The sequence below is a fragment of the Streptomyces sp. NPDC006365 genome, assembly GCF_042870755.1.
In the GTDB taxonomy this organism is placed as follows: Bacteria; Actinomycetota; Actinomycetes; order Streptomycetales; family Streptomycetaceae; genus Streptomyces; species Streptomyces xiangluensis.
The window spans coordinates 91326-112939 of sequence record NZ_JBIAHS010000005.1; the positions used below are offsets into that span (position 1 = coordinate 91326).

General features: G+C 69.8%; 20 protein-coding genes. 7 read left to right on the top strand and 13 right to left on the bottom strand.

Features of this window, described 5'->3' with window-relative positions; genetic code table 11:
• Positions 1–11: 11 nt before the first annotated feature.
• From ACFYO0_RS16425 to ACFYO0_RS16440, 4 genes are all read right to left on the bottom strand, one after another.
• Positions 12–1025: a glycosyltransferase family 2 protein gene (locus tag ACFYO0_RS16425; protein WP_388675694.1), complete on the bottom strand. Its 1014-nt coding sequence runs from the start codon at positions 1023–1025 to the stop codon at positions 12–14.
• Positions 1022–1837: a glycosyltransferase family 2 protein gene (locus ACFYO0_RS16430; RefSeq protein ID WP_388675697.1), complete on the bottom strand. Its 816-nt coding sequence runs from the start codon at positions 1835–1837 to the stop codon at positions 1022–1024. Before ACFYO0_RS16430 ends, ACFYO0_RS16425 begins: the two co-directional genes overlap by 4 nt.
• Before the next feature lie 357 nt (positions 1838–2194).
• Complete coding sequence (locus tag ACFYO0_RS16435) at positions 2195–3316, bottom strand: GNAT family N-acetyltransferase (RefSeq protein ID WP_388675700.1); 1122 nt, start codon at positions 3314–3316, stop codon at positions 2195–2197.
• Between the two features lies 1 nt (position 3317).
• Positions 3318–3695 (bottom strand): hypothetical protein, encoded by a 378-nt coding sequence (locus ACFYO0_RS16440; RefSeq protein ID WP_388675702.1) that lies wholly within the window; start codon positions 3693–3695, stop codon positions 3318–3320.
• 352 nt (positions 3696–4047) lie between these two features.
• Between ACFYO0_RS16440 and ACFYO0_RS16445 the strand changes: the two genes are divergently transcribed.
• Positions 4048–4857, top strand: a complete 810-nt coding sequence (locus ACFYO0_RS16445; RefSeq protein WP_388675705.1) for an SGNH/GDSL hydrolase family protein — start codon at positions 4048–4050, stop codon at positions 4855–4857.
• A gap of 24 nt (positions 4858–4881) precedes the next feature.
• On the opposite strand, the gene ACFYO0_RS16450 is transcribed toward ACFYO0_RS16445, so the two are convergent.
• From ACFYO0_RS16450 to ACFYO0_RS16465, 4 genes are all read right to left on the bottom strand, one after another.
• Complete coding sequence (locus ACFYO0_RS16450) at positions 4882–6519, bottom strand: serine/threonine-protein kinase (protein ID WP_388675708.1); 1638 nt, start codon at positions 6517–6519, stop codon at positions 4882–4884.
• 44 nt (positions 6520–6563) lie between these two features.
• Positions 6564–8333 (bottom strand): sulfite exporter TauE/SafE family protein, encoded by a 1770-nt coding sequence (locus ACFYO0_RS16455; protein WP_388676564.1) that lies wholly within the window; start codon positions 8331–8333, stop codon positions 6564–6566.
• A gap of 83 nt (positions 8334–8416) precedes the next feature.
• The gene (locus ACFYO0_RS16460; RefSeq protein ID WP_388675711.1) at positions 8417–9904 is read right to left on the bottom strand and encodes a tetratricopeptide repeat protein; all 1488 of its coding nucleotides are present in this window, start codon (positions 9902–9904) and stop codon (positions 8417–8419) included.
• 114 nt (positions 9905–10018) lie between these two features.
• Complete coding sequence (locus tag ACFYO0_RS16465) at positions 10019–11569, bottom strand: DUF4331 domain-containing protein (RefSeq protein ID WP_388675714.1); 1551 nt, start codon at positions 11567–11569, stop codon at positions 10019–10021.
• A gap of 261 nt (positions 11570–11830) precedes the next feature.
• On the opposite strand from ACFYO0_RS16465, the gene ACFYO0_RS16470 reads away from it, so the two are divergent.
• The 3 genes from ACFYO0_RS16470 (at position 11831) to ACFYO0_RS16480 (ending at position 13555) form a co-directional block, all read left to right on the top strand.
• The gene (locus ACFYO0_RS16470) at positions 11831–12373 is read left to right on the top strand and encodes a sigma-70 family RNA polymerase sigma factor (protein ID WP_386344277.1); all 543 of its coding nucleotides are present in this window, start codon (positions 11831–11833) and stop codon (positions 12371–12373) included.
• Complete coding sequence (locus tag ACFYO0_RS16475; RefSeq protein WP_388675717.1) at positions 12370–13170, top strand: anti-sigma factor domain-containing protein; 801 nt, start codon at positions 12370–12372, stop codon at positions 13168–13170. The genes ACFYO0_RS16470 and ACFYO0_RS16475 overlap by 4 nt, the downstream gene beginning before the upstream one ends.
• A gap of 115 nt (positions 13171–13285) precedes the next feature.
• On the top strand, positions 13286–13555 hold the full coding sequence (locus ACFYO0_RS16480; protein WP_033324109.1) for a hypothetical protein: 270 nt from the start codon (positions 13286–13288) through the stop codon (positions 13553–13555).
• A gap of 105 nt (positions 13556–13660) precedes the next feature.
• Here ACFYO0_RS16480 and ACFYO0_RS16485 read toward each other — a convergent pair whose 3' ends face one another.
• Both ACFYO0_RS16485 and ACFYO0_RS16490 read right to left on the bottom strand, forming a co-directional pair.
• Entirely contained in the window at positions 13661–14443 is a 783-nt protein-coding gene (locus ACFYO0_RS16485; RefSeq protein ID WP_388675719.1) for an ABC transporter permease, read from the bottom strand.
• Entirely contained in the window at positions 14440–15396 is a 957-nt protein-coding gene (locus ACFYO0_RS16490; RefSeq protein WP_388675722.1) for an ATP-binding cassette domain-containing protein, read from the bottom strand. Before ACFYO0_RS16490 ends, ACFYO0_RS16485 begins: the two co-directional genes overlap by 4 nt.
• Before the next feature lie 63 nt (positions 15397–15459).
• Between ACFYO0_RS16490 and ACFYO0_RS16495 the strand changes: the two genes are divergently transcribed.
• On the top strand, positions 15460–16173 hold the full coding sequence (locus ACFYO0_RS16495; RefSeq protein WP_388675725.1) for a TetR/AcrR family transcriptional regulator C-terminal domain-containing protein: 714 nt from the start codon (positions 15460–15462) through the stop codon (positions 16171–16173).
• A gap of 21 nt (positions 16174–16194) precedes the next feature.
• On the opposite strand, the gene ACFYO0_RS16500 is transcribed toward ACFYO0_RS16495, so the two are convergent.
• The 3 genes from ACFYO0_RS16500 to hmgA form a co-directional block, all read right to left on the bottom strand.
• The gene (locus ACFYO0_RS16500) at positions 16195–17400 is read right to left on the bottom strand and encodes a type ISP restriction/modification enzyme (RefSeq protein WP_388675728.1); all 1206 of its coding nucleotides are present in this window, start codon (positions 17398–17400) and stop codon (positions 16195–16197) included.
• Between the two features lie 525 nt (positions 17401–17925).
• The gene (locus tag ACFYO0_RS16505; RefSeq protein ID WP_388675731.1) at positions 17926–18672 is read right to left on the bottom strand and encodes a GntR family transcriptional regulator; all 747 of its coding nucleotides are present in this window, start codon (positions 18670–18672) and stop codon (positions 17926–17928) included.
• Between the two features lie 28 nt (positions 18673–18700).
• Positions 18701–20041: a homogentisate 1,2-dioxygenase gene (hmgA, locus tag ACFYO0_RS16510; RefSeq protein WP_388675733.1), complete on the bottom strand. Its 1341-nt coding sequence runs from the start codon at positions 20039–20041 to the stop codon at positions 18701–18703.
• A 213-nt stretch (positions 20042–20254) separates the two neighbouring features.
• Here hmgA and ACFYO0_RS16515 point away from each other — a divergent pair, with 213 nt between their 5' ends.
• On the top strand, positions 20255–20806 hold the full coding sequence (locus tag ACFYO0_RS16515) for a hypothetical protein (protein ID WP_388675736.1): 552 nt from the start codon (positions 20255–20257) through the stop codon (positions 20804–20806).
• 63 nt (positions 20807–20869) lie between these two features.
• Positions 20870–21490 carry a TetR family transcriptional regulator gene (locus ACFYO0_RS16520; RefSeq protein WP_388676566.1) on the top strand — a complete coding sequence of 207 codons (621 nt, stop codon included), beginning with the start codon at positions 20870–20872 and terminating at the stop codon, positions 21488–21490.
• Positions 21491–21614 lie beyond the last annotated feature (124 nt).

The window sequence follows — 21614 nt, forward strand, 5'->3', positions numbered from 1 at the left end:
GCGTCCCTTTGTCATGCTGCTGCCCCCTCGCGCCCGGGACCTTCCTCTATCTCGACCACCGAGAAGGTAGCGCCACCCCTGCGTGCCCGAACGCTCCCGAGTACGTACCCGCCCGCTGCCGTCACCACTCCGGTGACGATGGCGGCGGCCCGGCCCGCGCCGCCGGGACGGGCGAGGAGGGCGTCGCGCAGGCCCCGGGCGACCCCTGCGGGGAGGACGCGTGTGGTGTAGCGGCGCTCGGACTCCAGGCCCTTGTCGGCGCCCACGCTTCGGGCGACCAGGGCCTTCGAGAGGCCTTCCGCGTAGGTGCGGGTGCGGAAGTAGGCGAAGTGCTCGCGCACCTCGGGTACCCGGTGGTGGATCACCGCGCGGTCGTCGATCAGCAGGATCGCGTCCGGCTGGGCGCGGGTGAGGCGGATGCACAGCTCCGTCTCCTCACAGCCCAGCGGACGCTTGTCGCCATCACGTCCGATACCGGTCGCGAAGCCGCCCGCCACGTCGAAGGCGCTGCGGCGGAACGAGGCGTTGCCGCCCAGCACGTTCCGCACCTGTACGCGCCCCGGCGGCAGCCCCTTGTACGTACAGCCGACGACCCAGTCGAACTCCTCAGGAAACCAGGCAGGCCGCCGGCCCGACGCCCAGATCGGAAAAGTGCGCCCGCCGACGGCCATCACCCGCGGATCCGTGTATGCCTCGGCGAAGTGATGAAGCCAGTCGCGCTCGGCGACGGCGTCGTCGTCGAGGAACGCGATGACCTCACCGCGGGAGACCGCGATGCCGGTGTTGCGGCCCGCGGACAGGCCGCGAGGGCCCGCGTTGGCGAGCACCCGCACCTGCCCTGTCTCCATGTATTCCTTGTACTCTTTCGAAAGCCGGTCCAGGAGCGCCTGGTTGTGGTCCACGACCAGCAGCGTCTCCAGAGCGGGCCGGGACTGCGCCCGCACCGAGGAGACCGCCGCGAGGATGTCCTCCCAGCGGTCCTCGGTGTAGACGCAGATCACCACCGAGATGTCGATCGTGCTCAAGACACCTCTCCTCGCGTGGTGCCCAGCGCCAACGCGTGCGCACGGCGCAGTGAACGGCGGTTGGAGCGCTCCTTGAGGATCACCTTGAGCACCCGCAGCCCGTCCCGAACGGCCCGAAGATTGCTGGCGCCGTGGATCCGCAGATACTCGTGGCTCGGGATCTCCTGCACCTTCAGCCCGGCCTTGACCACCCGGATGTTCATCAGGGTCTCCACCTCGAAGCCGGTGCAGTCGAGGTCGATCTTGTCGAGGCAGTGCCGCCAGAACGCGTTGTAGCCGTAGCAGAGGTCGGTGTAGCGGGCGCCGAACTTGCGGTTGACGACCGTGCACAGCGCCCAGTTGCCCAGCTTGCGGATGGGCGTCATGTCGTCCGTGCCGCCGCCGTTGGCGAACCGCGAACCCTTCGCGAAGTCCGCCCCGGAGACCAGCGCGGAGACATACGACACGATCTCGTTGCCGTCGGCCGAGCCGTCCGCGTCGACCATCACGATGATGTCGCCGGTGGAGGCCGCGAAGCCGGTGATCAGGGCATCTCCCTTGCCCTTTCCGATCTGCTTCACCACCTTGACGTCCGGCCACAGTTCGCGGGCCACTTCGACGGTGTTGTCGGTGGAATTTCCGTCGACGAGAACCACTTCGTGGATCCACGCCGGCAGTGTCTTGAATACGTAGGGAAGATTCTCCGCCTCGTTCATGGCGGGAATCACCACACTCACCGGTGGCGTGATCGCCAGGTGAGAAGAGATGGGCCGGTACTGACCGGCCTTGGACGGTTCCTGTCCTGAAACCGCTGGCTGCACAAAAGAACTCATGAGTCTGATCCCTCTCGTCCGGTGGACCGCCCGCCCCTGGGCGGTCCGGCTCTTTAGTCCGGTTCGAAAGGGGGGTTCTCACTTACGGCATGCCGAAATGTATCTCCGTACATGCCGGGTGAGCTGGCAAAGCTGGCCGACTGGATAAGCCGGTCGCGCGGCACGCGCCCCGGAACCACTTGTGGACAGAGCCACGTGTGGACACCGGGCACGGCACCCCCCCTACCGCGCCCCGCGCCGGAACCATCGCGGTCCTTGAGCCCTCCCCTAGAGCCGCTTGGTGATGGACCGATGCGGGATTAAGACGTATGACGTTATTGACGATTGTGACGTTATGGCAAGACCTGCAACGAGACCTCACATTTTCTTTGGTCTGGTCGTTACCCGGCTCCCCGAACGGATTTTGCCCATCCGTTTGAGGAGCTTGTCAGCCGGCTCGAACAACTCCGGCCGCGCCAGCACCGCATTCCGCAGCGCCCGGACCGGAGCGCGTCGCGCCCGGTGCCCGAGCGCCACCGGATGGCGACGCGTCACCAGCCCTTCGGACACGAAGATTTCCCGTGTCTTCAGGGAGTCCTTGTATTCCTTCTGCCCCCGGCCCAGATCCAGATAGGCGATACCGTCGGCGGCTGCCGCCTCGGCCATCCGCAGATGCAGGACAAGCCCGGGGGAGTATTTGGAGAATTCCGGATCGTACGCAGGGAACCAGCACGCCAGTACGCGCTCGGAACGCAACCCGAAGTGCGCGGCGATCGGCTTGCCCTCGACGTAGAGCACCGACAGGATCCCGGCGAACGACTCGGAGCGGCTGTGGAACAGCTGCGACACCAGCCGGGTGATCCAGTCATGCGCGAAGCGGTCGCTGCGTCCGGTCCTGCGGTACTGCGCCGACTTCCACGCCATCAGCGTGCGCAGCGCCTTGGGATCGCGCTCGTCGTGCACATAGCGCACCTCGCCGTGGTCCCGGCCGAGCTTGCGCTCCTTGGCGAGCGTTGACTTCGTGAACTTCGGTGACTGGGCGCGCAGTTGGCTCAGATATGCCTCGTACCCCTGGTCGACGTCCATGACCGGGGACGGGAAGCTGCCGGTGGCCGCCGCCTCGAACGGCCCCTGGCCCTCGGCCAGATGATCGAACTCCCACACCGCGAGCCCGCACGCCCGCAGTAACTCCCGCGCGTCCCAGCTGAAGCCGGGTCGGTGGACCACGCCCTGGCAGTCCGAGACGCCGAGACCTATCGCCCGGCCGACGCCACTCGCGCCCCGCTGGAACGGGAAGAAGGCCGCGGGTTCCCCGTCCTCCCGGACGACCGCTATCCGTACGCCCCGCCGGCATCGCCCCACCGCGAGCGCGAACTCTGGTGACAGGAACGGGTTCGCCAGCTCGGGCGAGCCGTTGAGGTGGGCCTTCGACTGCAGGGCCGACCACGCCACCCGGTCGGCGGCGCTCAGTTCGCCGGGGCGGTACACGCGTATATCCACGTCAGGAAGCCTGTCTACTCACCGTACGGCCGCGCAGGCGCCGTACCAGGACCAGCAGGAGCATGAAGGAGCTGAGCGCGGCAACGACCGCGATTCCGCCCCGGACCGACCACCGGTGCACCGCCAGCATGCCCTGGGCGACCAGGATGTTGACCGCTACCGCTGCTGACAAAGACGCCACGATGCGGCCGAACGGTTCCAGTCCGCGCAAAGCGGCTGCGACCGCGGTACCAGGCGCGGCGAGCAGGAAGAACAGCGTGAACGGTGCACGCAAAGGTGAGTCCATGTCGGTGAGTGCCAGCACCGCACCGACCCCCGCGATCGCCGCGGCGGCCCCCGCGAGCAGCGGCGACAGGTCCCTCCCCGGATCCTGCCGCATCAGCTCGTCTCTGCCTGTGGCGGATGCTTCTGATGAAGATGACTTGTTGCGCAAGGTCTGCATTGGCGTCTTTGCCCCCCGAAGCGCCGGATGCCGGGCTTCAATGTCGCTCAGCGGGCAGCCGGACGTCAAGATGCGGAAGCGCCAAGTACGAGTTCCGCAGACGGAAGCGCACCCTCCGTTAACTGGCCGTTCCCCAGGGCGAGTTGGCGCTACCGGGATGGAGTCTCCGCAGGCTGTCCGCGTGGTGTGACTCCCAGTAAGTCCGGGAAAGTATTGGCATGGACACTTCCCGTCAACTGTGTGCGGTGGTACGCAAGTTATGGCAGAGATCCTGCTAAAGGGAGGTTCCATGCGACGTTCCCGACTTACGGCATACACGACCTCACTCCTCCTAGCCGCCGCTTTCGCCCTCACCGGGGCCACGGCGGCGCAAGCGTCGGAACAGGCCCCGGCGACCGGCTATGTGGCCCTCGGCGACTCCTACTCCTCCGGAGTCGGCGCGGGCAGCTACATCGGCTCCAGCGGCGACTGCAAGCGCAGCACGAAGGCGTACCCACACCTCTGGGCCGCCGCCAACTCACCCTCGTCGTTCCACTTCACGGCATGCTCGGGCGCTCGTACGGGTGATGTCGTGGCGGGCCAGCTGGGCCCGCTCGGATCCGGCACCGGTCTCGTCTCGATCACCATCGGCGGCAACGACGCCGGTTTCGCCGATGTCATGACGACCTGTGTGCTTCAGTCCGAGAGCGCCTGCGTCGCCCGCATCAACACGGCGAAGGCGTACGTCGACTCGACGCTGCCCGGCAGGCTCGACTCCGTCTACTCGGCGATCAGCGCGAAGGCTCCGGCGGCCCATGTGGTCGTCCTGGGCTACCCACGCTTCTACAAGCTCAGCGGCAGCTGCGTGGTCGGCATGACCGAGGGCGAACGGTCCGCGATCAACAACGCCGCCGACTATCTGAACAGCGCCATCGCGAAGCGTGCCGCCGACCACGGCTTCACCTTCGGCGACGTCCGGCCCACCTTCACCGGACACGAGATCTGCTCCGGCAGCTCCTGGCTGCACAGCGTCAACTGGCTGAACATCGGCGAGTCGTACCACCCGAACGCGGCCGGACAGGCCGGCGGTTATCTGCCCGTGCTCAAGAGCGTGGCCTGACCGCCGAGCAGTGAGACGCGCCGCTTACGGCGTAGGGGAGGCCCCGCCCGTTGTCGGGGTCTCCGTCTCACACGTCACCGAGAACGCCACCGGGTCGGATGTCTTGTGCACGGGGCTACGGACCTCGATGCTCATCTCGTTCTCGTACGTCCCGGCGCCGTCGTCGTTGTACTTCGTCTCGACATGGTTGACCTGCTGGGACTTGTCGCCGCCGGAGAACGACAGCGTCTTCCAGCCCGGATCCGAGGGTTGGCCGCTCTGCGTCACCCAGCGGTAGTCGACCTCTGCCGGGACGCGGCCCACCGTGATCGTGGCGGTGAACGTGGGCGCCTCCGCTTCCGGCGGCGGACAGGTGCCGCTGTACTGCGTGTTGGAGCCCGACACCGACACTTCGACGGTTTGGGGAGGCGGAGAGCTCGTCTGGCCGCCGTCCGTCGAGCCACCGTTGGTGCCGTTCGTACCCGAAGTCTCGCTGGTGGTCGTACCGCCGTCGTCACCCCCTCCGCCCGTACCGCCGTTGTCACCGCCGCCGTTGGTGGAGCCGCCGTCGCCGGTTCCGCCCGTGGTGCCACCGGTGCTGCTGCTCTCTTCGCCCCCTCCGTTGTCATTGAGCAGGGCGTACGTCAGTCCCGCGAAGGCGAGGGCGAGGGCGACCAGGCCCGCGATCAGGACGACCATGGCGCGCCGGGGGTGTCCGGGCTCCGCTGTGGTGGTCGTGGCGGTCGGGGCACGGGGCGCGATGGGGGCGGCGGGCGGGGTGTGCGGTGCGGGCGAGGCCGGCTGAGGCAGGGCCGCGACCGTCGGCGTGTAGGCGGCGGCTGTCGTACGAGGCGTGCCGCCCGCGGCGATCAGGCGCAGGTCCTCTTCGGCCGCCTCCCCGGAGAGCCGCTCGGCCGGGTCCTTGCGCAACAGGCCCTCGATGACCGGGGCCAGCGGGCCCGCACGGCGCGGCGGCGGCAGCTCCTCGTCGACGACCGCACGCAGAGTGCTGAGCGGGGTGTCCTGGCGGAACGGCGAGTTGCCCTCGACCGCCGCGTACAGCAGCACGCCCAGCGACCACAGGTCGGACTCGGGACCCGGCGTGCGCCCCAGTGCCCGCTCCGGAGCCAGGAACTCCGGCGAGCCGATCACCTCGCCGGTCATGGTGAGCGCGGAGCTTCCCTCGACCATGGCGATGCCGAAGTCGGTGAGGACGACCCGGCCGTCGTTCGCCATCAGTACGTTGCCGGGCTTCACATCGCGGTGCAGAACCCCGGCCTCGTGCGCGGCGCGCAGGGCGGCCAGCACCTCGGCGCCGATGTGCGCGGTGCGCTGCGGCGCCAACGGGCCCTCGGCGTCCAGGAGATCGTAGAGAGAGATGCCGCGGACCAGTTCCATCACGATCCAGGGGCGGCCCTCCTCCACGGCCACGTCGTACACCGTCACCACGTTCCGGTTCGCGACCCGGGCCGCGGCCCAGGCCTCGCGTTCCAGGCGCGCGTACATCCGCTCCACCTCGGGAGCGGGCAGGCCGGCAGGGGCGCGTACCTCCTTGACGGCGACCTCGCGGTGCAGCACTTCGTCGCGGGCGCGCCAGACGGTCCCCATCCCGCCCTCGCCGAGCGGGGACAGCAGACGGTAGCGCCCCGCGATCACCCGTTCACTGCGTGCGTCTTCCGACACGGACGCCCCCCATTCGCAACCGCACCATTCTGAACAAAAGTAGCTCAACCGAGTGCGGTTGCCGCCCCCTGGAGCACCAATCCAGCCCCAAGGGCCACGACGACGAACGCAGATCCGAGGGCGACGTTCCTGCGCACCAGTGCGGCCACCGGACCGCCGGTCCAGCGGGGGCCGTTTTCCAGCAGACGGCTGACCCCGCTGCCCAGCTTGACCACGGCGACCCCGGCCGCCGTCAGCGTCAGGGCGAGTCCGACGCCGTACGCGAGAACGAGCAGGAACCCGAACCAGGCCTTGCCGAGCGCGGCGGCGCCCACCAGGACGACGACGGCAGAAGGGCTCGGCACCAACCCGCCGGCGAAGCCGAGCAGGATCGTGCCGCGCACGGTGGGCGCGATCTCGTGGGAGTGGGTGAAGCCGCCGTGGGTGTGCGTGTGGGTGTGGTTGGCGTGGCTGTGCTCGTGGCCATGTGCGTGTCCGTGCTTGTGCCCGTGTGCGTGTCCGTGTCCGTGCTTGTGGCCGTGGCTATGGGCCTGAGCATGCTGATCGGCGTGCGAGTGCTGGTGTCCGGTCGGGTGGGGTTCGCCGGGGGCGGGGGCTTCCAGGAGCGCCGACGCTCGGCCGTGCGCAGAGGTGCGGGCTTCGGCGTCCGCGTGGGCGTGTGCGAGCACGAGAGGGCGCTCGTGCTGCTCGGTGTGTTCGTGGGCGTGCCCGTGGTGGCCGGCCTCGCCGTGCTCGTGCGCGTCGTGGTCGTGAGTGTGGCCGTCTTCCTGACCATGGCTGTGCTCATGGTCGGGCCCGGGAGGGTGCTCGTGCCGGTGGGCCCGGGCACGCCAGGCCTTTCGTACGAGTGTCAGGCCCGCCGCCGTCACCAGGAGGCCGCTAGCGATGCCCAGCCACGTCACCACCGAGGGCGCCGCCGCCGAGCCGGCCGTGACCAGCAGGCCCAGCGCCACCACGCCCAGGGTGTGGGTGACCGTCACCGACGCGGCCAGGGGCAGTACGTCGCGCAGGCCGGCCCGGCCGCCGCGCGCCGCGGCTGTCGCGGCCATCAGTGTCTTGCCGTGACCGGGCGCGAGCGCGTGCATGGCGCCGAGGCCCACCGCGATGACCAGGGCCAGCGCCGCGAAGCCTGTGCTCAGGTCGTGGCGGGCCACCAGGTCGTCCAGGGCGCGGGTGAACCGGTCGGCGCCGCGGGGCAGCACGGAGGAGGCGGGGGCGTCAGCGTTCTCCTCGTTCGCCTCATCGAGGGCGGGGCCGCCGGGGCGGGCCGTCAGGGACGCGGCCGCCGTGTTCTCCGGCGACTGGAGCAACTCCTCGGGGTAGCTGGTCAGTTCGCGGGACACGGACTTCGTGGGGACGTCCGAGGAGGCGAGGGTCATGCGGTCGCCTCGAGCGGTGACCTCGCGCCAGCCGGGTCCGCTGTTGACCGATGCGCGAAAGCCGAGGGAGAACTCCCCCTCCGGCAGCGGCGCCGTCCAACGGCACTCCACCCGGAGCGTATCGAGTCCGGCCTGCCCGGGCCGCACGCGTACACGGCTCTCGCCGGCCTTCAGCGCGACCTCGCGCCCGTCCACGGTCACCCGGCTCTTCCCGGCCGCCGTCGCGCACCGCTCCCGGACCCAGCCCTCCTTGCCCGCCTCCTTGATCTGGGGCTTGGCCTGGGTCGCCGGGATCTCCGCGAGGTCCTCCACATGGTCGATCCGCAGCTTCTCGGGACCGATGACGAGTCCGTCGTACCGGTTGACGGTGAAGTTCCCGAGCGGGTGCGCGGCCGCGGTCCCCGCGGGGACGAGCAGCAGTGCGAGGGTGCCCATGAGAACGGCCACGCAGGCGGCGAACCGGCGACGGGTCAGGGAGTTCTCCCGGTTCTTCGGACTCTTCAGGCCTGCCGCTGTGCTCACTTGGCACCGCCCAGCTCGTTCAGGGCCGTGCGGGCCGCTTTCGCTCCCACCGGGGAGAAGCCCGGGTTGAGTTCGAGTGCCGACGACAGGCTGTCGCGGGCCTCCTTCTCGTTGCCGTTGGCGTGTTCGATCATGCCGCGGTGGTAGAGGAAGGTGGCGTCGCCGTAGCCGGTGGCTGTGGCGCGGCGGGCGTAGGGGAGGGCTTCCTCGTCGCGGCCGTTGACGTGGAGGGCCCAGGCGAGGGCGTCCGCGGTGTGCACGGTCTCCCGGCGGTCCCACTCCGCCTTCGCGGCGCGCAGGGCGGACTTGCGGTCGCCGTGGTCCGCTGCCGCGAGGGCCGTGTCGAGGTCGGCGTTGACGCCGTTCGCGCGGGCCAGCGCGGTCCACGCGTCGACCAGGGCGTACTGGTCGCGGGCCTTCGCCTTGTCGCCCTCGGCGCCGCGGGCCTCGTACATCTCGCCCAACGCGACCAGCGGGCCCGGCAGCGGAAAGCCGGCCACGACCTCCTCCATGCCGCGTATCGCCGCCGCCGGGTCGCCGTTCGCGGCCTGGGCGCGGGCGCGGCCCTCCAGGGCGGGGAGGTAGGTGCGATCTGCTTGCAGCGCCCGCGCGTAGTGCTTCAGGGCGATCTCGTACTCGCCCTCGCGCCAGGCGAGTTGGCCGAGGGAGGTTGCCACGTATGCCACGTCTCCGGGTGCCGTGGCACTGCTGAGTGCCTGCTCCAGGACGCGTCGCGCGGTGGGTACGTCGCCGCGCAGCTCGCGTACGTAGGCGTACCGGGTGAAGACGGGGACCCCCGGGCGACGGGCGTCGGCCTCGTCGGAGGTCTTCGACGCCTCGTCGTAGCGGCCGAGTTCGACCAGGGCGTCGATCCGCGAGGACAACGCCCGCTCGTTGTACGGGTTCTGCTCCAGTGCGTCTTCCGCGTACCGCAGCGCCCCAGGGAAGTCGTGCCGCGCGGCGGCCAGCGCCGCACGGCCCGCGAGCGCCGGGTCGTTGTCGGGCCGCAGCTTCAGCGAACGGTCGAGCGCGCGCTCCGCCTGCGGATAACGCGACGGGTCGCCGTTGGTGCGCGCCTGCTCGACGTACGCGACGCCGAGCGTGGCCCACCCGTTGAAGTCCTTGGGCTGCGCCTTCAGATGCCCCTGGAGAGCGGAGATGCTGTCATTGAGATTGCCCCCTGCCAACAACTCGGGCGCGGTCCCGGGCACGGAGGCCACGGCCCCCACCCCACCGTCATCCCGGGATCCCATCACCACGGCCCCGGCGGTCATCGCAACGGCGAGTGCAACGGCACAAGCGGCCAGCCGCAACACCCGAGCCCGCCGCGACTCCGGCGCCGCCTCGGGGCGGCCCGGGGCGGAACCCGGTGTGGGCTCGGTGGCTCGGGGCGAGTCCTCGCCCTCGGTGGGCGCGGTGGCGTCCGTGTGGGCCGTCTGCTGATCGGCCTCGGTGGCGCCGTCCTCGTTCTCGCGCGGGGACATGCCCTCTCCTCAATGTCCTGAAAATGCGGTTGTGCAGGTGCGGTTGTGTGACGTGAAGGCGCGGCCCGCGCCGTGGGGGATGGGTGGTTACGGGCCGCGCCAGTTGGGGGGCGGCTAGTAGTAGCCGCGGATCCGGCGGCGGCTGCGCCACCACATGAGGCCGGTGCCGATCAGCAGGAAGCCGGCCGCGCCCGACACCGCCGAGACGGCGATCAGCGTGGTGTCCTCCATGCCGGTGCCGCTCGTGCCGGCGGGCGTCAGCGCGTCGCCGAGCTGGTTGCGAACGTCACCCTTGGTACCGTCCGTGCCCTTGGCCAGCGGACCGCGCGAGCCCGCCGTCGGCTGGGCCACGTACGGGAACGCCTTCTCGAACTCCTGGTCGTTCTTGTCGACCGCGTCGCCCAAGTCGTTCTTGGCGCCGAGGAGTTCGCCCTCGACGACCTGAAGCGAGGCGTCGATCACGTCGTCGGTGAGACGGCGCCCGTTCGGGAAGCCCGCGTTGTCGCCGTCCAGCACTCCGAGCCGCTTCGGCTTGGCCGCAGGCTTGATCGAGGTGTTGAGCCGCAGCATCTCCGAAGCCCGTACGTGCGGCGGCTGGTTGAGGTCGGGCACACCCTTCAGGAAGACGTCCACGAGATCGTTCCTGGGCTCGTCCGGCGCCGGGATCTTGTAGATCGCCTCGATGAGTTTCGGCAGCTCCGGTTCGGTCACGTTCTTCAGGAACTGCGCGTCGTCCCACGGCGCGGACGCGTTGAACGTGTCCTTGTCCTTGATCGGGTTGACGACCTCGTTCACCAGCGGGTTCCCGAGCCGCGAGACCTGCCTGAACTTCCCGTCCGCGCCCTTGCGGTTCGTCGTCGACCAGATTCCGACGACCGGCTGCTCGGCCGACTCCTGGATCAGCTCGTTCGGCAGCTGCAGGGCTATGGAGTTGACGTTGTATTCCTTGAGCGTGTCGTTGCCGACCTCCGACAGGTTCCCGCCGTACAGCAGGTCGAAGACCCGCAGGTCCGCGAAGAACGGATCGTCCGCCTGACCCGCGAAGGTCTTGGCCTCGTATCCCCCGAGTTCCTTCACCGCCTGGTCGCGCAGCTTGGCGTAGTCCGGCATCGACGCCTTGCCGACGTTCGACGGCGCGACCGGCACGTCGTCCGCGACGTACGTCCGCTTCACGAGCTTCTGGTCCTTCAGCTTCAGCAGCTGGAGGTCGTACGTCTGCGTGATGTTCAGGTCGGGGTCGTCCAGGCTCTCGACCGGCCCCGTGTTGTACAGGAAGCTCTTGTCGTTCTTGACGTGCGTGTCGAACGTGTACCGGAACAGCAGATCGCCCTGCGCGTCCCCGTCCTGGTCGATGTGGATGTCGTACTGGGCGTCCTCCGCGAACGTGTAGAAGTTCGGTCCGCCCGCCGGCTCCTCGAACGGGATCACGTTCGCCACGATCGTCGTCGTGTCCGGGGCGTCGGGGCTCACGAACGCGTACAGGTCCGTGTTGTCGAACTGCGGCGTCCCCGAGATCAGCGGGGCCTCCCGGTGGCTGGAGGCGCTCGCCGCTCCCGGTTCGAGCGCGGTCACGCCGGCGGCTGCTAGCCCCCCGGCAGCCAGCGCACCACAGACGAGGGTCGTGAGGCTCCTGCGTCCCACGATCCTGCGGGTGTTAGGTGTCATGCCGTCCGTCCTCTGTTACAAGCTGCGTTCCCGCGGTTCTGGCGAGAGGCGACGGACGGTGTGGTCCGCTCGGCCCCGGCGCTCGTTGCCGCGTGTTTTGTTGCCTGACACACGCCATTCGGCGCCGTCGGGCGGGCGGATTGGTTCGAGTTTCCCCGCGTTTTTCGACGAGTTGATCCGTAACCCCATCCGAAGGGGCGCTCGCGCCGAATGCTTGACTGTCGGCACAGGCCGATACGCGGCCAGGAGAGGGGGTTACGGGTGCAGGCGGACGAACTTCTGGTGCTCGTGGCCAAAGGCGACCAGAAGGCTTTCGAGGATCTGTACGGCCTGGTGTCCGGACCGGTCTTCGGTCTGGTGCGCCGCGTGGTGCGGGACCCGGCCCAGTCGGAGGAGGTGGCCCAGGAGGTGCTGCTCGAACTCTGGCGCTCCGCCGCCCGCTACGACCCCGGCCGAGGCAGCGCGCTGTCCTGGGTCCTCACCCTCGCGCACCGCCGCGCGGTGGACCGGGTGCGCAGCGCCCGCGCGGCCGGCGAACGCGAGATGCGCGAGGCCCAGCGCGCGAACGGGCCCGCCTTCGACCAGGTCGCCGAGGAGGTCGAGGCCGGCCTCGAACGCGAATGGGTACGCCGCTGCCTGGACCGGCTCACCGCACTGCAACGCCAGTCCGTCACCCTCGCCTACTACGACGGCTACACGTACCGTGAAGTGGCCGAGCGCCTCTCATTACCGCTCGGCACGGTCAAGACGCGCATGCGCGACGGACTCACGCGGTTGCGCGAATGCCTGGGAGGTGCCGTATGACCGTCCTCTTCAGGCGCAGCGAACTGCACTCGCTGGCCGCCCCGTACGCCCTCGACGCCCTGGAGCCGCGCGAACACCAGCGTTTCGAGAAGCACTTGAAGCGCTGCGACCGCTGCGCCGCCGAGGTGCGCCTCCTGCGCGAGGACGCGGTCCGCCTCGCCTGGAACACGGCCGCACCGCCACCGGCCGCGATGCGCAACCGGGTCCTCATGGCCGTACGGACAACGCCCCAGGAGACCGCCCCCGGCCCACAGCCCCACCCGCGCGCGGCACAGCAGCCGCTGCCCGGGATGCGTGCCGTGCGGCCGCGCCCCTCGCGTCTGCACGGCCTGCTGTCCCCGCTCGCCGCCACCACCGCCGCGGCGGCGCTCGTCGTCGCCGCGCTGTTCGGCGTCCAGGCGTCCCGCACCCAGGACCAGCTCGACCAGGAGCGGACCCAGGCACGTGAGATCGCCAACATTCTCGCGGCTCCGGATGCCGCCGCGAGCGCCGGACGCATCTCGGGCGGACAGAGCATCAACGTCGTCGCGTCCGCCTCTAAGCGCGCCGCCGTGGTCACCCCAGCGGGCCTCGGCGCACCCACGAACGGAAGGGTTCACCAACTGTGGCTCATGCGACCAGAGGTCCAACCGCGCTCCCTGGGCCTGTTCGAGGGCGACACGCCCTTGCTCGCCACCGACTTGAATCCGGACGCGACCTCACTCGCCGTCACCGTCGAGCCGCAGGGCGGCTCTCCACAGCCCACATCCGCACCAGTTGTCCAACTTGCCCTGAAATCAGTTGGATTCGGAGAGTGATCGTCAACTGCCTTACGGAGAAGGTGAATCCTGCGCCCGGGATACACGAGTGTCATGAGGGAGCGATAGGGTTAACCTGCCCGGGCCGGGTGCCCTCGTATGGGTGGGGAGTGACATGGAACAGATAACAGTGCGTGGCAGGGCGCGAGTCCCTGCGATCACCTGCGGGAGCAGCGCGACCAGTTCGCGCCTCGACCGCCATCTCTCGGTGTTGGGTGGCCCCGCCATCCCGCAGGGAGAGACGACCGAGGCGACCTCGCTGATGCGTGAACTCACCGCACGTGACCACACGCAGGAGCGCAACAGCAGGCGCGCACGAGTGCGGCGGGTCTCTCTCTTCGCGCCCCTGCGCCGACTGCGCCGATCCCTGTTCGGCGGCCGCTGACCGGCGACCCCGGTCGCTGAGCTGACCGGCAACCGCCCCGAACACGTTCGCATCCCGCCTTCCCACCCGCGGTGCGAACTCGTCCGCAGGCACAGGAGCTGACGCTCAGCGTCCGCCGGTCGCGTACCGGCGGACGGCGAGCGGCAGGAACACCGCGATCAGCACCGTGCACCAGGCCAGCGACCCCGCCACCGGATGCGCCACGGGCCAGGCGGCACCCTCCGGCACCGGCGCATTCCCGAACAGGTCCCGTACCGCCGTCGTCACCGCACTGATGGGATTCCACTCGGCCGCCGTGCGCAGCCAGCCCGGCAGATTGTCCGTCGGGATGTACGCATTGGACAGCAGCGGCAGGATGAAGGTCGCCCCGCCCAACTGCCCTGCTGCCTCCTCGCTTTTGGACGCGAGCCCGAGCAGGATCCCGATCCACGTCATCGCGAACCGGAAGAGCATCAGCAACGCGACGGCCGCCACGGCCTCAGCCGCTGACCCCTCGATCCGCCAGCCCACCGCGAGCCCGACCAGCAGCAGCGGCACCATCCCCGCGGCGGTCAGCACCAGATCGGACGCCGCCTGGCCGAGCGGCACCGCGGCCCGGCTCATCGGCAGCGTACGGAAGCGGTCCATCACGCCCCGGTGCGAGTCCCCGGCCGCCTGGAACATCCCCGTCATGATCCCGTTCGCCGCGGTCGCCACCAGCAGCCCCGGCACCAGGAACGCGCGGTACTCGGCGCCCGGCATGGCGAGCGCGCTGCCGAAGACATAGCCGAAGAACAGCAGCATCGTGATCGGCATCGTCTGAGTGAGGATCAGCAACCCGGGATTGTGCCGGACCCGCTGAAGCTGCCGGCCGAGCATGGCCGTTGTGTCGTACGCGAGGGCGCTCATGCCACCAAGTCCTTACGGTCGGTCGGGCTGTCGGTCAGGCGCAGGAACACGTCGTCGAGGCTCGGCGGACGCAGGCTCGCGTCGAGCAACGGCACACCCTCGGCGTCGAGTTCGCGTACCAGGCGGGGGAGTGTGAGCGTCGGATCTGTGGTGACGGCGCCGACAGCGTGCCGCTCGTGGTCGAAGTGTGGTTCTGCGCCGGTGAGTTGGTCGAGCACCACCGCCGCCTGGGGCATGGCGTCAGCGTGGGCGACGACAACTTCCGCGTACGAGCCGATGAGTGCTTTGAGCGTGGCGGGCGAGCCGCTGTGGGCAACCCTGCCCTCGTCCACCAGCGCGATGTCGTCGGCCAGTTGATCGGCCTCCTCCAGATACTGCGTGGTCAGCAGCACCGTCGTACCGTCCGCGGCGAGGTCACGCACCGCTTGCCAGATCTGGTTGCGGCTGGCGGGGTCGAGCCCGGTCGTCGGCTCATCCAGGAAGAGCACCGCGGGCCGCGTGATCAGGCTTGCGGCCAGGTCGAGGCGGCGCCGCATGCCGCCCGAGTAGGTGGACGTGGGCCGGTCCGCGGCTTCGGTGAGCTCGAAGCGGTCGAGGAGGTCGTCGGCGCGGGCGTGCGCCTTCGGGGCGCGGCGCAGTTTTGCGAAGAGCCGCAGGTTCTCCCGCCCCGTGAGGTCGCCGTCGACCGAGGCGTACTGGCCCGTCACGCCGATGGCGCGGCGGACCGCGTCCGGTTCCCGTACGAGGTCGTGACCCGCGATCCGCGCCGACCCCGCGTCGGGTCGCAGCAGCGTGGTCAGGACCCGTACGGCCGTGGTCTTGCCCGCGCCGTTCGGCCCGAGTATCCCGCAGACCGTGCCCTCGGCGACCGCCAGATCGAGCCCGCGCAGGGCCCGTACCTCACGGAAACGCTTTTCGATGCCTTCACTAAGTACGGCGTACGTAGAAGTCATGGGTCGACCATAGCGCATTACGTACGCTGTACGTAACTAGGATGGTCACGAGGTGATCGACTCATGGCAGGGCGCAAGGCCGTACCCGAAGTGATCTGGAGCCGCCCCGAGCGCACGGGGCGCGGTCCGCGCCCTGCGTACACCCGCGCGGACATCGCGGCGGCAGCGATGCGCATCGCGGACGCGCAGGGGCTGGAGGCGGTGTCGATGCGGCACGTGGCGGCCGAGCTGGGCTGCGGGACGATGTCGCTCTACAACTACGTGCCGCGCAAGGAGGACCTGTACGAGCTGATGATCGACGCCGTCGGCGCCGAGCACAACTTCGAGGATCCCTCGGGCGACTGGCGCGCCGACATGCTCCGCAACGCCCATCAGACCCGCGTCATCATGCACCGCCACCCCTGGGTGCCGCGCCTGATGATGGGTGTCTACGGCTTCAGCCCCAACACCCTGCGCTATCTGGAGCACTGCCTGGCCTGCCTCGAACCGCTCGACCTCCCGTACAGCACGAAGATGGAAATGGTCGCGTTGCTCAACGGAGTCGTGACGACGTACACCGCGAACGAGCTGGCCACCGCCGAGCGCGCCCGGGCGATGCCCTGGTCCGAGGAGGAGGAGAACGCGGTTCGTATCGCCTACCTCGGCAGTCAGGTGGCCACAGGCGCGTATCCGCGGCTGGCCGCGGCCTTCATGGAGGCCTCCGGGCCGATCGACCTGGAGGCGGTGTTCGAGCGGGCGCTCGGCAGGGTCCTGGACGCGTTCGACCCGAAGCGCTGAGCGTGGGGCGCCAAGTCCCGGTCAAAGCAGGGCGAACTGTCCTTCAGGACCCTCTTCGTGGTGGTCGAGTACGGAGGCGGGCCTGCGTGCCGTGTCCGGCACCGGGAGTACGCCCGCCTTGCGCAGCTCGCCCGCGGTCACCGGAGCCTGCAGTGTCAACTCCGTCTGCTGAGGCCTCAGTTCCGCCAGCAGTGCCAACACCGTGATCAGCTCGAGCAGTTCGGATGTCCATGTCTGGGGCCATGTGGCAGGGCGGATCGCCTCCAGTGTGCCGGGCTCCGGGGAAGTGGTCCGGGCAGTGAACCACTGCTCCAGGACCCGGGCGCCGCCCACCTCGAAGTCCCAGGCGGCGGGCGGTACGGGGGAGATGCGGCCCTCGTCGAGGTGGAGAGTCTCCTCGTCGCGGTCGTAGTGGAGTTCGACAGGGCGCGCGGGGAGCGGGGCGCGTACGTACGGGCGCCGCCCGCCGGGAAGTTTGGGGCGGTCGCCGTCGCGGCGCATCAGCCAGAGCATGCGATGGCCCAACTCGGTGCCGTACGCCCAGAGTTCGGGGGCGGCTGTGAGCGGGACGGTGCAACCGTCGGGGCCGGGGCGTGCCACCGCCACGGTCCAGGCGAGGACGTCGAGCGGAGCGGGGGAGTGGCCCAGGCGCTTGGCGAGGTGGTCCACGAGGCCCGGCGCGAGGTTCGGTTCGAGGCCCTCGGGGCGGCGGTACAGGGGGCGGATGCGGCCGGGGCGGGCCGTGGGGGCGCTCTTCGTCTGCCGCGGCTGCGGCGGGAGAACGGGCAGCACGGAAGCGACGAGCAGCGCGGGCCCGTCCGGAGCAGGCGCCTGCTCGACGGCGAACACCTGCCGCTCGTCCGCCACCCGCCACAACTCCGGGCGGGCCGCGTCGATCAACCGGTGGTCCGGGATCAGCCACTGCTCGTCGAACGGCCCGTGCAGCACGCGTACGGGCTCCGTGCAGGGCCCCGACGCACGGGCCAGCCGCCCCGTTCCGCCGGCCTGGCCCGGCAGCGCGGCGACCGCCGAGTGGAGGTTCCGTGCACGAGTGACGCCGAACAAGGCCTCCCGATCGGCCCCTTCGGCCTTCACAAACGCGTCCCAGCGCGCTTTCAGGGACGCCGCGTCGGGCGCCGTCGGCCACCCCCGGCCCAGCCGAGGCGGTGCGACGGACCACGGCATAAGGTCCGCGAGCAGCGGAGCGTCGTGCGTCACGCTCGGCATGTTACGACGCGACCAGCGCCGCTGTCGGGGGCGCCTACCCGAGGGGCGGGTTCGGTTCATGGGCGACTGCGGGCCCGTCGTGGCTGGTCGCTCCCCCACTCTCGGCTTCTCCGCCGCTCTCGGCTCCGCTCGAGCGGGGGGACCTCCATCGCGGCGGAGCCGCTAATGTCACAGCCCCGCACCCCTGAAAGGCAAAAGCCTGCGACTCCCCGCGCCCCGAGCAACCTGGCGCCCTGAAAGCCCGTACCCCCGACTACCCGCGCTCTCCCACCGGCGGGAGGGGACGTGGGCCGGTGCGTCGTATGCCCGTCGCGTGGGTTCTGTCTCAGGTCACCCGCGCCGTGTGGGAGCCGGAGGGCCGTATGCCCACCCTGCGACGGGCTGACGCACCGGCCCACGGCCCCGACCCCCAACGAACCCAGGGGCGCGAGGCCGTATCAATGTGCGGCTCCGCCGCGTGGGCGCGAGCAACCACAACGCACCCGCAGCCGAAAACGAACCCACCCGCCCAACCCAGCGGAGCGCCTACGCCTCAAGCGTGACCGTGAACGAAAACCGGTCGCCCCGGTACTGGATAACCGCCACATCCAGTACCTGACCCGAGTCACCGCAGGCGACACCCGTGTACCGCAGAATCGGACTCAGCAACGGCACCTCGAGCAGCCGAGCCGTCTCCGGATCGGCCAGCCGAGCCTCGACCGTGTCGGTGATACGGCTGATCCGCATGCCAACGACATCCCGCAGCACCTTCGTCATGGGCCAGCGGGCCAGGTCGTCCAGGGAGATGCGCTCGGCCAGTTCGGGCCGCACATAGTTGCGCGCGTGGTTCGTCGGCTCACCGGTCTTCTCGTCGCTGCGCAGCCGGTGATACATCGTCACCTCGGCCAACTCCGGGAAGTGCTCGGCGAGCTCGGACGACACAGGCACCGTGCCATGGTTGAGCAGCTCCGTCGTCATGCCCGACTGCTGAGCCACGATCGCGTCCACCGAGCCCAGCAGCCGCACCGGCGCGCCTCGTTGCGCACTCGGCTCGATGAACGTGCCGCGCCGGCGATGGCGGGTGATCAGCCCCTCGTCCTCCAGTTCCTTGAGCGCCTGGCGCATGGTGAGCACGCTGACCCCGTAGTGCCCCGCCAGCTGTTCCTCGGTGGGCAGGCGCAGTGGGTCCTCCGGCGACCGCCCGAGTATCGAGGCACGCAGGGACTGCGACACCTGATACCAGAGCGGCAGTTTGCGGTTCAGGACGATCGAGTCCGGGGCGAATGAGGTCACGAAGGTATCCGTACCGGTCAACGGGTGTTCAGTGCAACGGGCCGAAGTGACGTTCGAGGCCCTGCCATACATCGTCGTACGCCCGTTGCAGATGTTCCGCCCGTGCCGCCTGTGCCGTGAGAGCCACCGGCCAGCGTGTCTCGAACATGAAGGCCAGGCCGTCGTCGACCTTCTGCGGACGCAGCTCGGCGGCGCTCGCCCGGTCGAAGGTCTCCCTGTCGGGCCCGTGCGCCGACATCATGTTGTGCAGCGAACCCCCGCCCGGAACAAAACCTTCCGCCTTCGCGTCGTACGCGCCCTCGATGAGCCCCATGTACTCGCTCATCACATTCCGGTGGAAGTACGGCGGCCGGAACGTGTCCTCGCCCACCAGCCAGCGCGGCGCGAAGACCACGAAGTCGACGCCCGCGAGGCCCGGGGTGTCCGTCGGCGAGGTCAGGACCGTGAAGATCGACGGGTCCGGGTGGTCGTAGCTGATGGAGCCGAGCACGTTGAACCGGCGCAGGTCGTAGACATACGGCACATGGCTGCCGTGCCAGGCGACGACATCCAGCGGCGAGTGGTCGTACGTCGCGGTCCACAGGTTGCCGCAGAACTTGTTCACCACCTCCACCGGGCCCTCGACGTCCTCGTACGCGGCGACCGGCGCCCGGAAGTCCCGCGCGTTGGCAAGGCCGTTGGCACCGATCGGGCCGAGCTCGGGGAGCTGGAAGGGCGCTCCGTAGTTCTCGCACACGTAGCCGCGCACCGTCGGGCTCTGCCCGCCGTTCGACACGGCGTCGAGCAGCTCCACGCGGAAGCGCACCCCGCGAGGGATCAGCGCCACATCTCCGGGCTCCGCGTGCAGCAGTCCGAACTCGGTGCGCAGCAGCAGCCCGCCGCGTTCCGGCACGATCAGCAGCTCGCCGTCGGCGTCGCTGAACACGCGCCGCATCGAGGAGTTGGCGTGATAAAGGTGCACGGCCATGCCGGTGCGCTGCGTGGCGTCGCCGTTGCCCCCCAGGGTCCACAGGCCCCGCACGAAATCCGTGTCCGGCTCGGGCTCCGGCAGGGGGTTCCAGCGCAGCCGGTTCGGATCGGGCGCCGTCTCCGTGAAGGGCACCGTGCGGAGGGCGCCGTTGCCGGTGCGGGCGAAGGCCGGGTGGGCGGCGGACGGGCGGATCCGGTACAGCCACGAGCGGCGGTTGTGCGCCCTCGGCTCCGTGAACGCCGAACCGCTCAGCTGCTCCGCGTACAGCCCGAGCGGTGCGCGCTGCGGCGAGTTGCGGCCGATCGGCAGCGCGCCCGGCACCGCTTCCGAACTGTGCTGATTTCCGAATCCCGAGAGGTACGTCAATGCCTCAGCGGTCTTCCGCGCATCCCCGTTCATGATCGCTCCCTGTCCGTGACCCAAGGTCTCTGCATCCCGATTATTCCTATGCAACACCATAGGATTCGGGATTTCCCTTCGCAAGGGATGGGGGGAGGTGCGCGAGACGTGGGTGAGAGGTGAACGGCGTGATCGCGCCAAGACCGCTGTAGTACCCAAGAACCAGACTTCAGGGGGATTCGCATGTCAGAGCGGTGCCCTAATCTCGCCCACATGTCGTGGACGCGCGGATTCCTCGCTGCGCTCGCGGTCTGTGTCCTCTTCGGCGCCTTGCTCGCCGGAATCACAGCCTGCGATGCGGGCGGCGGTGCGGGCGAGGGTGACGGGGCCGAGCCGTCGCCGGTGGGCAAGGTGCTGGACGACACGGACGAGGAGGGGCGGAACTATCGCGAGGTCGACAAGAAGCGCGCCCCCGAGGTCGGGATAGAAGTGCTGCCCGACGCCCGCAACGGCTGGAACGTCCGCCTGACCCTCGGCGACTTCCGCTTCTCACCGGCTGGTGTGAAGAAGTCGGCCGTTCAGGCGCGCGGCTACGCCCTCCTGCGGCTGGACGGCCGTCCCGTCGCCGAACTCCGCGACCCCACCCACCGCTTGAGCGGCAGCCTCGTCGCCCGGGGCACGCACAAGATCACCGTGCGCCTCCACGCCGACGACGACACCGTGTGGGCCGTCGACGGCGAACCCGTCGAGAGCACCGCGGACATCACCGTCTCCGATCCTGTGCCGTCAGCCCCCACGACCGGCCCCACGCCGACCCGCAGGTGAGCGGGCGGGACCCCGGCCGGAGTACTGGGGGCGCGGTTCCCCGAACCCCGGCGAAAAGGCATGATGATGCCCGTGCCCCAAGCGACCTCGCTGCGCCGCGCGCCCGTCCAGCGCCGGAGCGCGGAACGACTGACCAGGATCCTCGACGCCTGCGCCGACCTCCTAGACGAAGTCGGCTACGACGCCCTCAGCACCCGTGCCGTCGCCGTGCGCGCCGGCGTCCCCATCGGCTCCGTGTACCGCTTCTTCGGCAACAAGCGCGCCATGGCCGACGCACTCGCCCAGCGCAACCTCGACCGCTACGCCGAACGCGTCACCCGCAGTCTCGAAGCCGCGGACGGGGAGGGTGGCTGGCGCGCGGCCATGGACGCCGTGCTCGACGAGTACCTCGTCATGAAGCGCACCGCGCCCGGCTTCGCCCTCGTCGACTTCGGCAACCAGATCCCCGTAGGAACCCGCGACGCCGAACCCAACACCCGCGTCGCCGACCGCCTGACCGACATGCTCTCCGCCTACCTCGACCGCGCGCCCGACGACGACCTCCGCCGCACCTTCCTGGTCGCCGTCGAGGCCGCCGACACCCTCGTCCAACTCGCCTTCCGTCTCGACCCGTCGGGCGACGAACGGATCATCGAGGAGACGCGGGAGCTGCTGCGGTCGTACCTGGCGCGAGTGCTCGACTGAAGCCTGACCGGCGGCCGATCGGCACGGGAGTGTCCGACGCGACTCTCGCGGGGCCTCCCCACCGTGCATACCGGTCGGTATGCTCGGCGGCAGTTCGTGTGCCGACGTCGCCACCCTTCCGGAG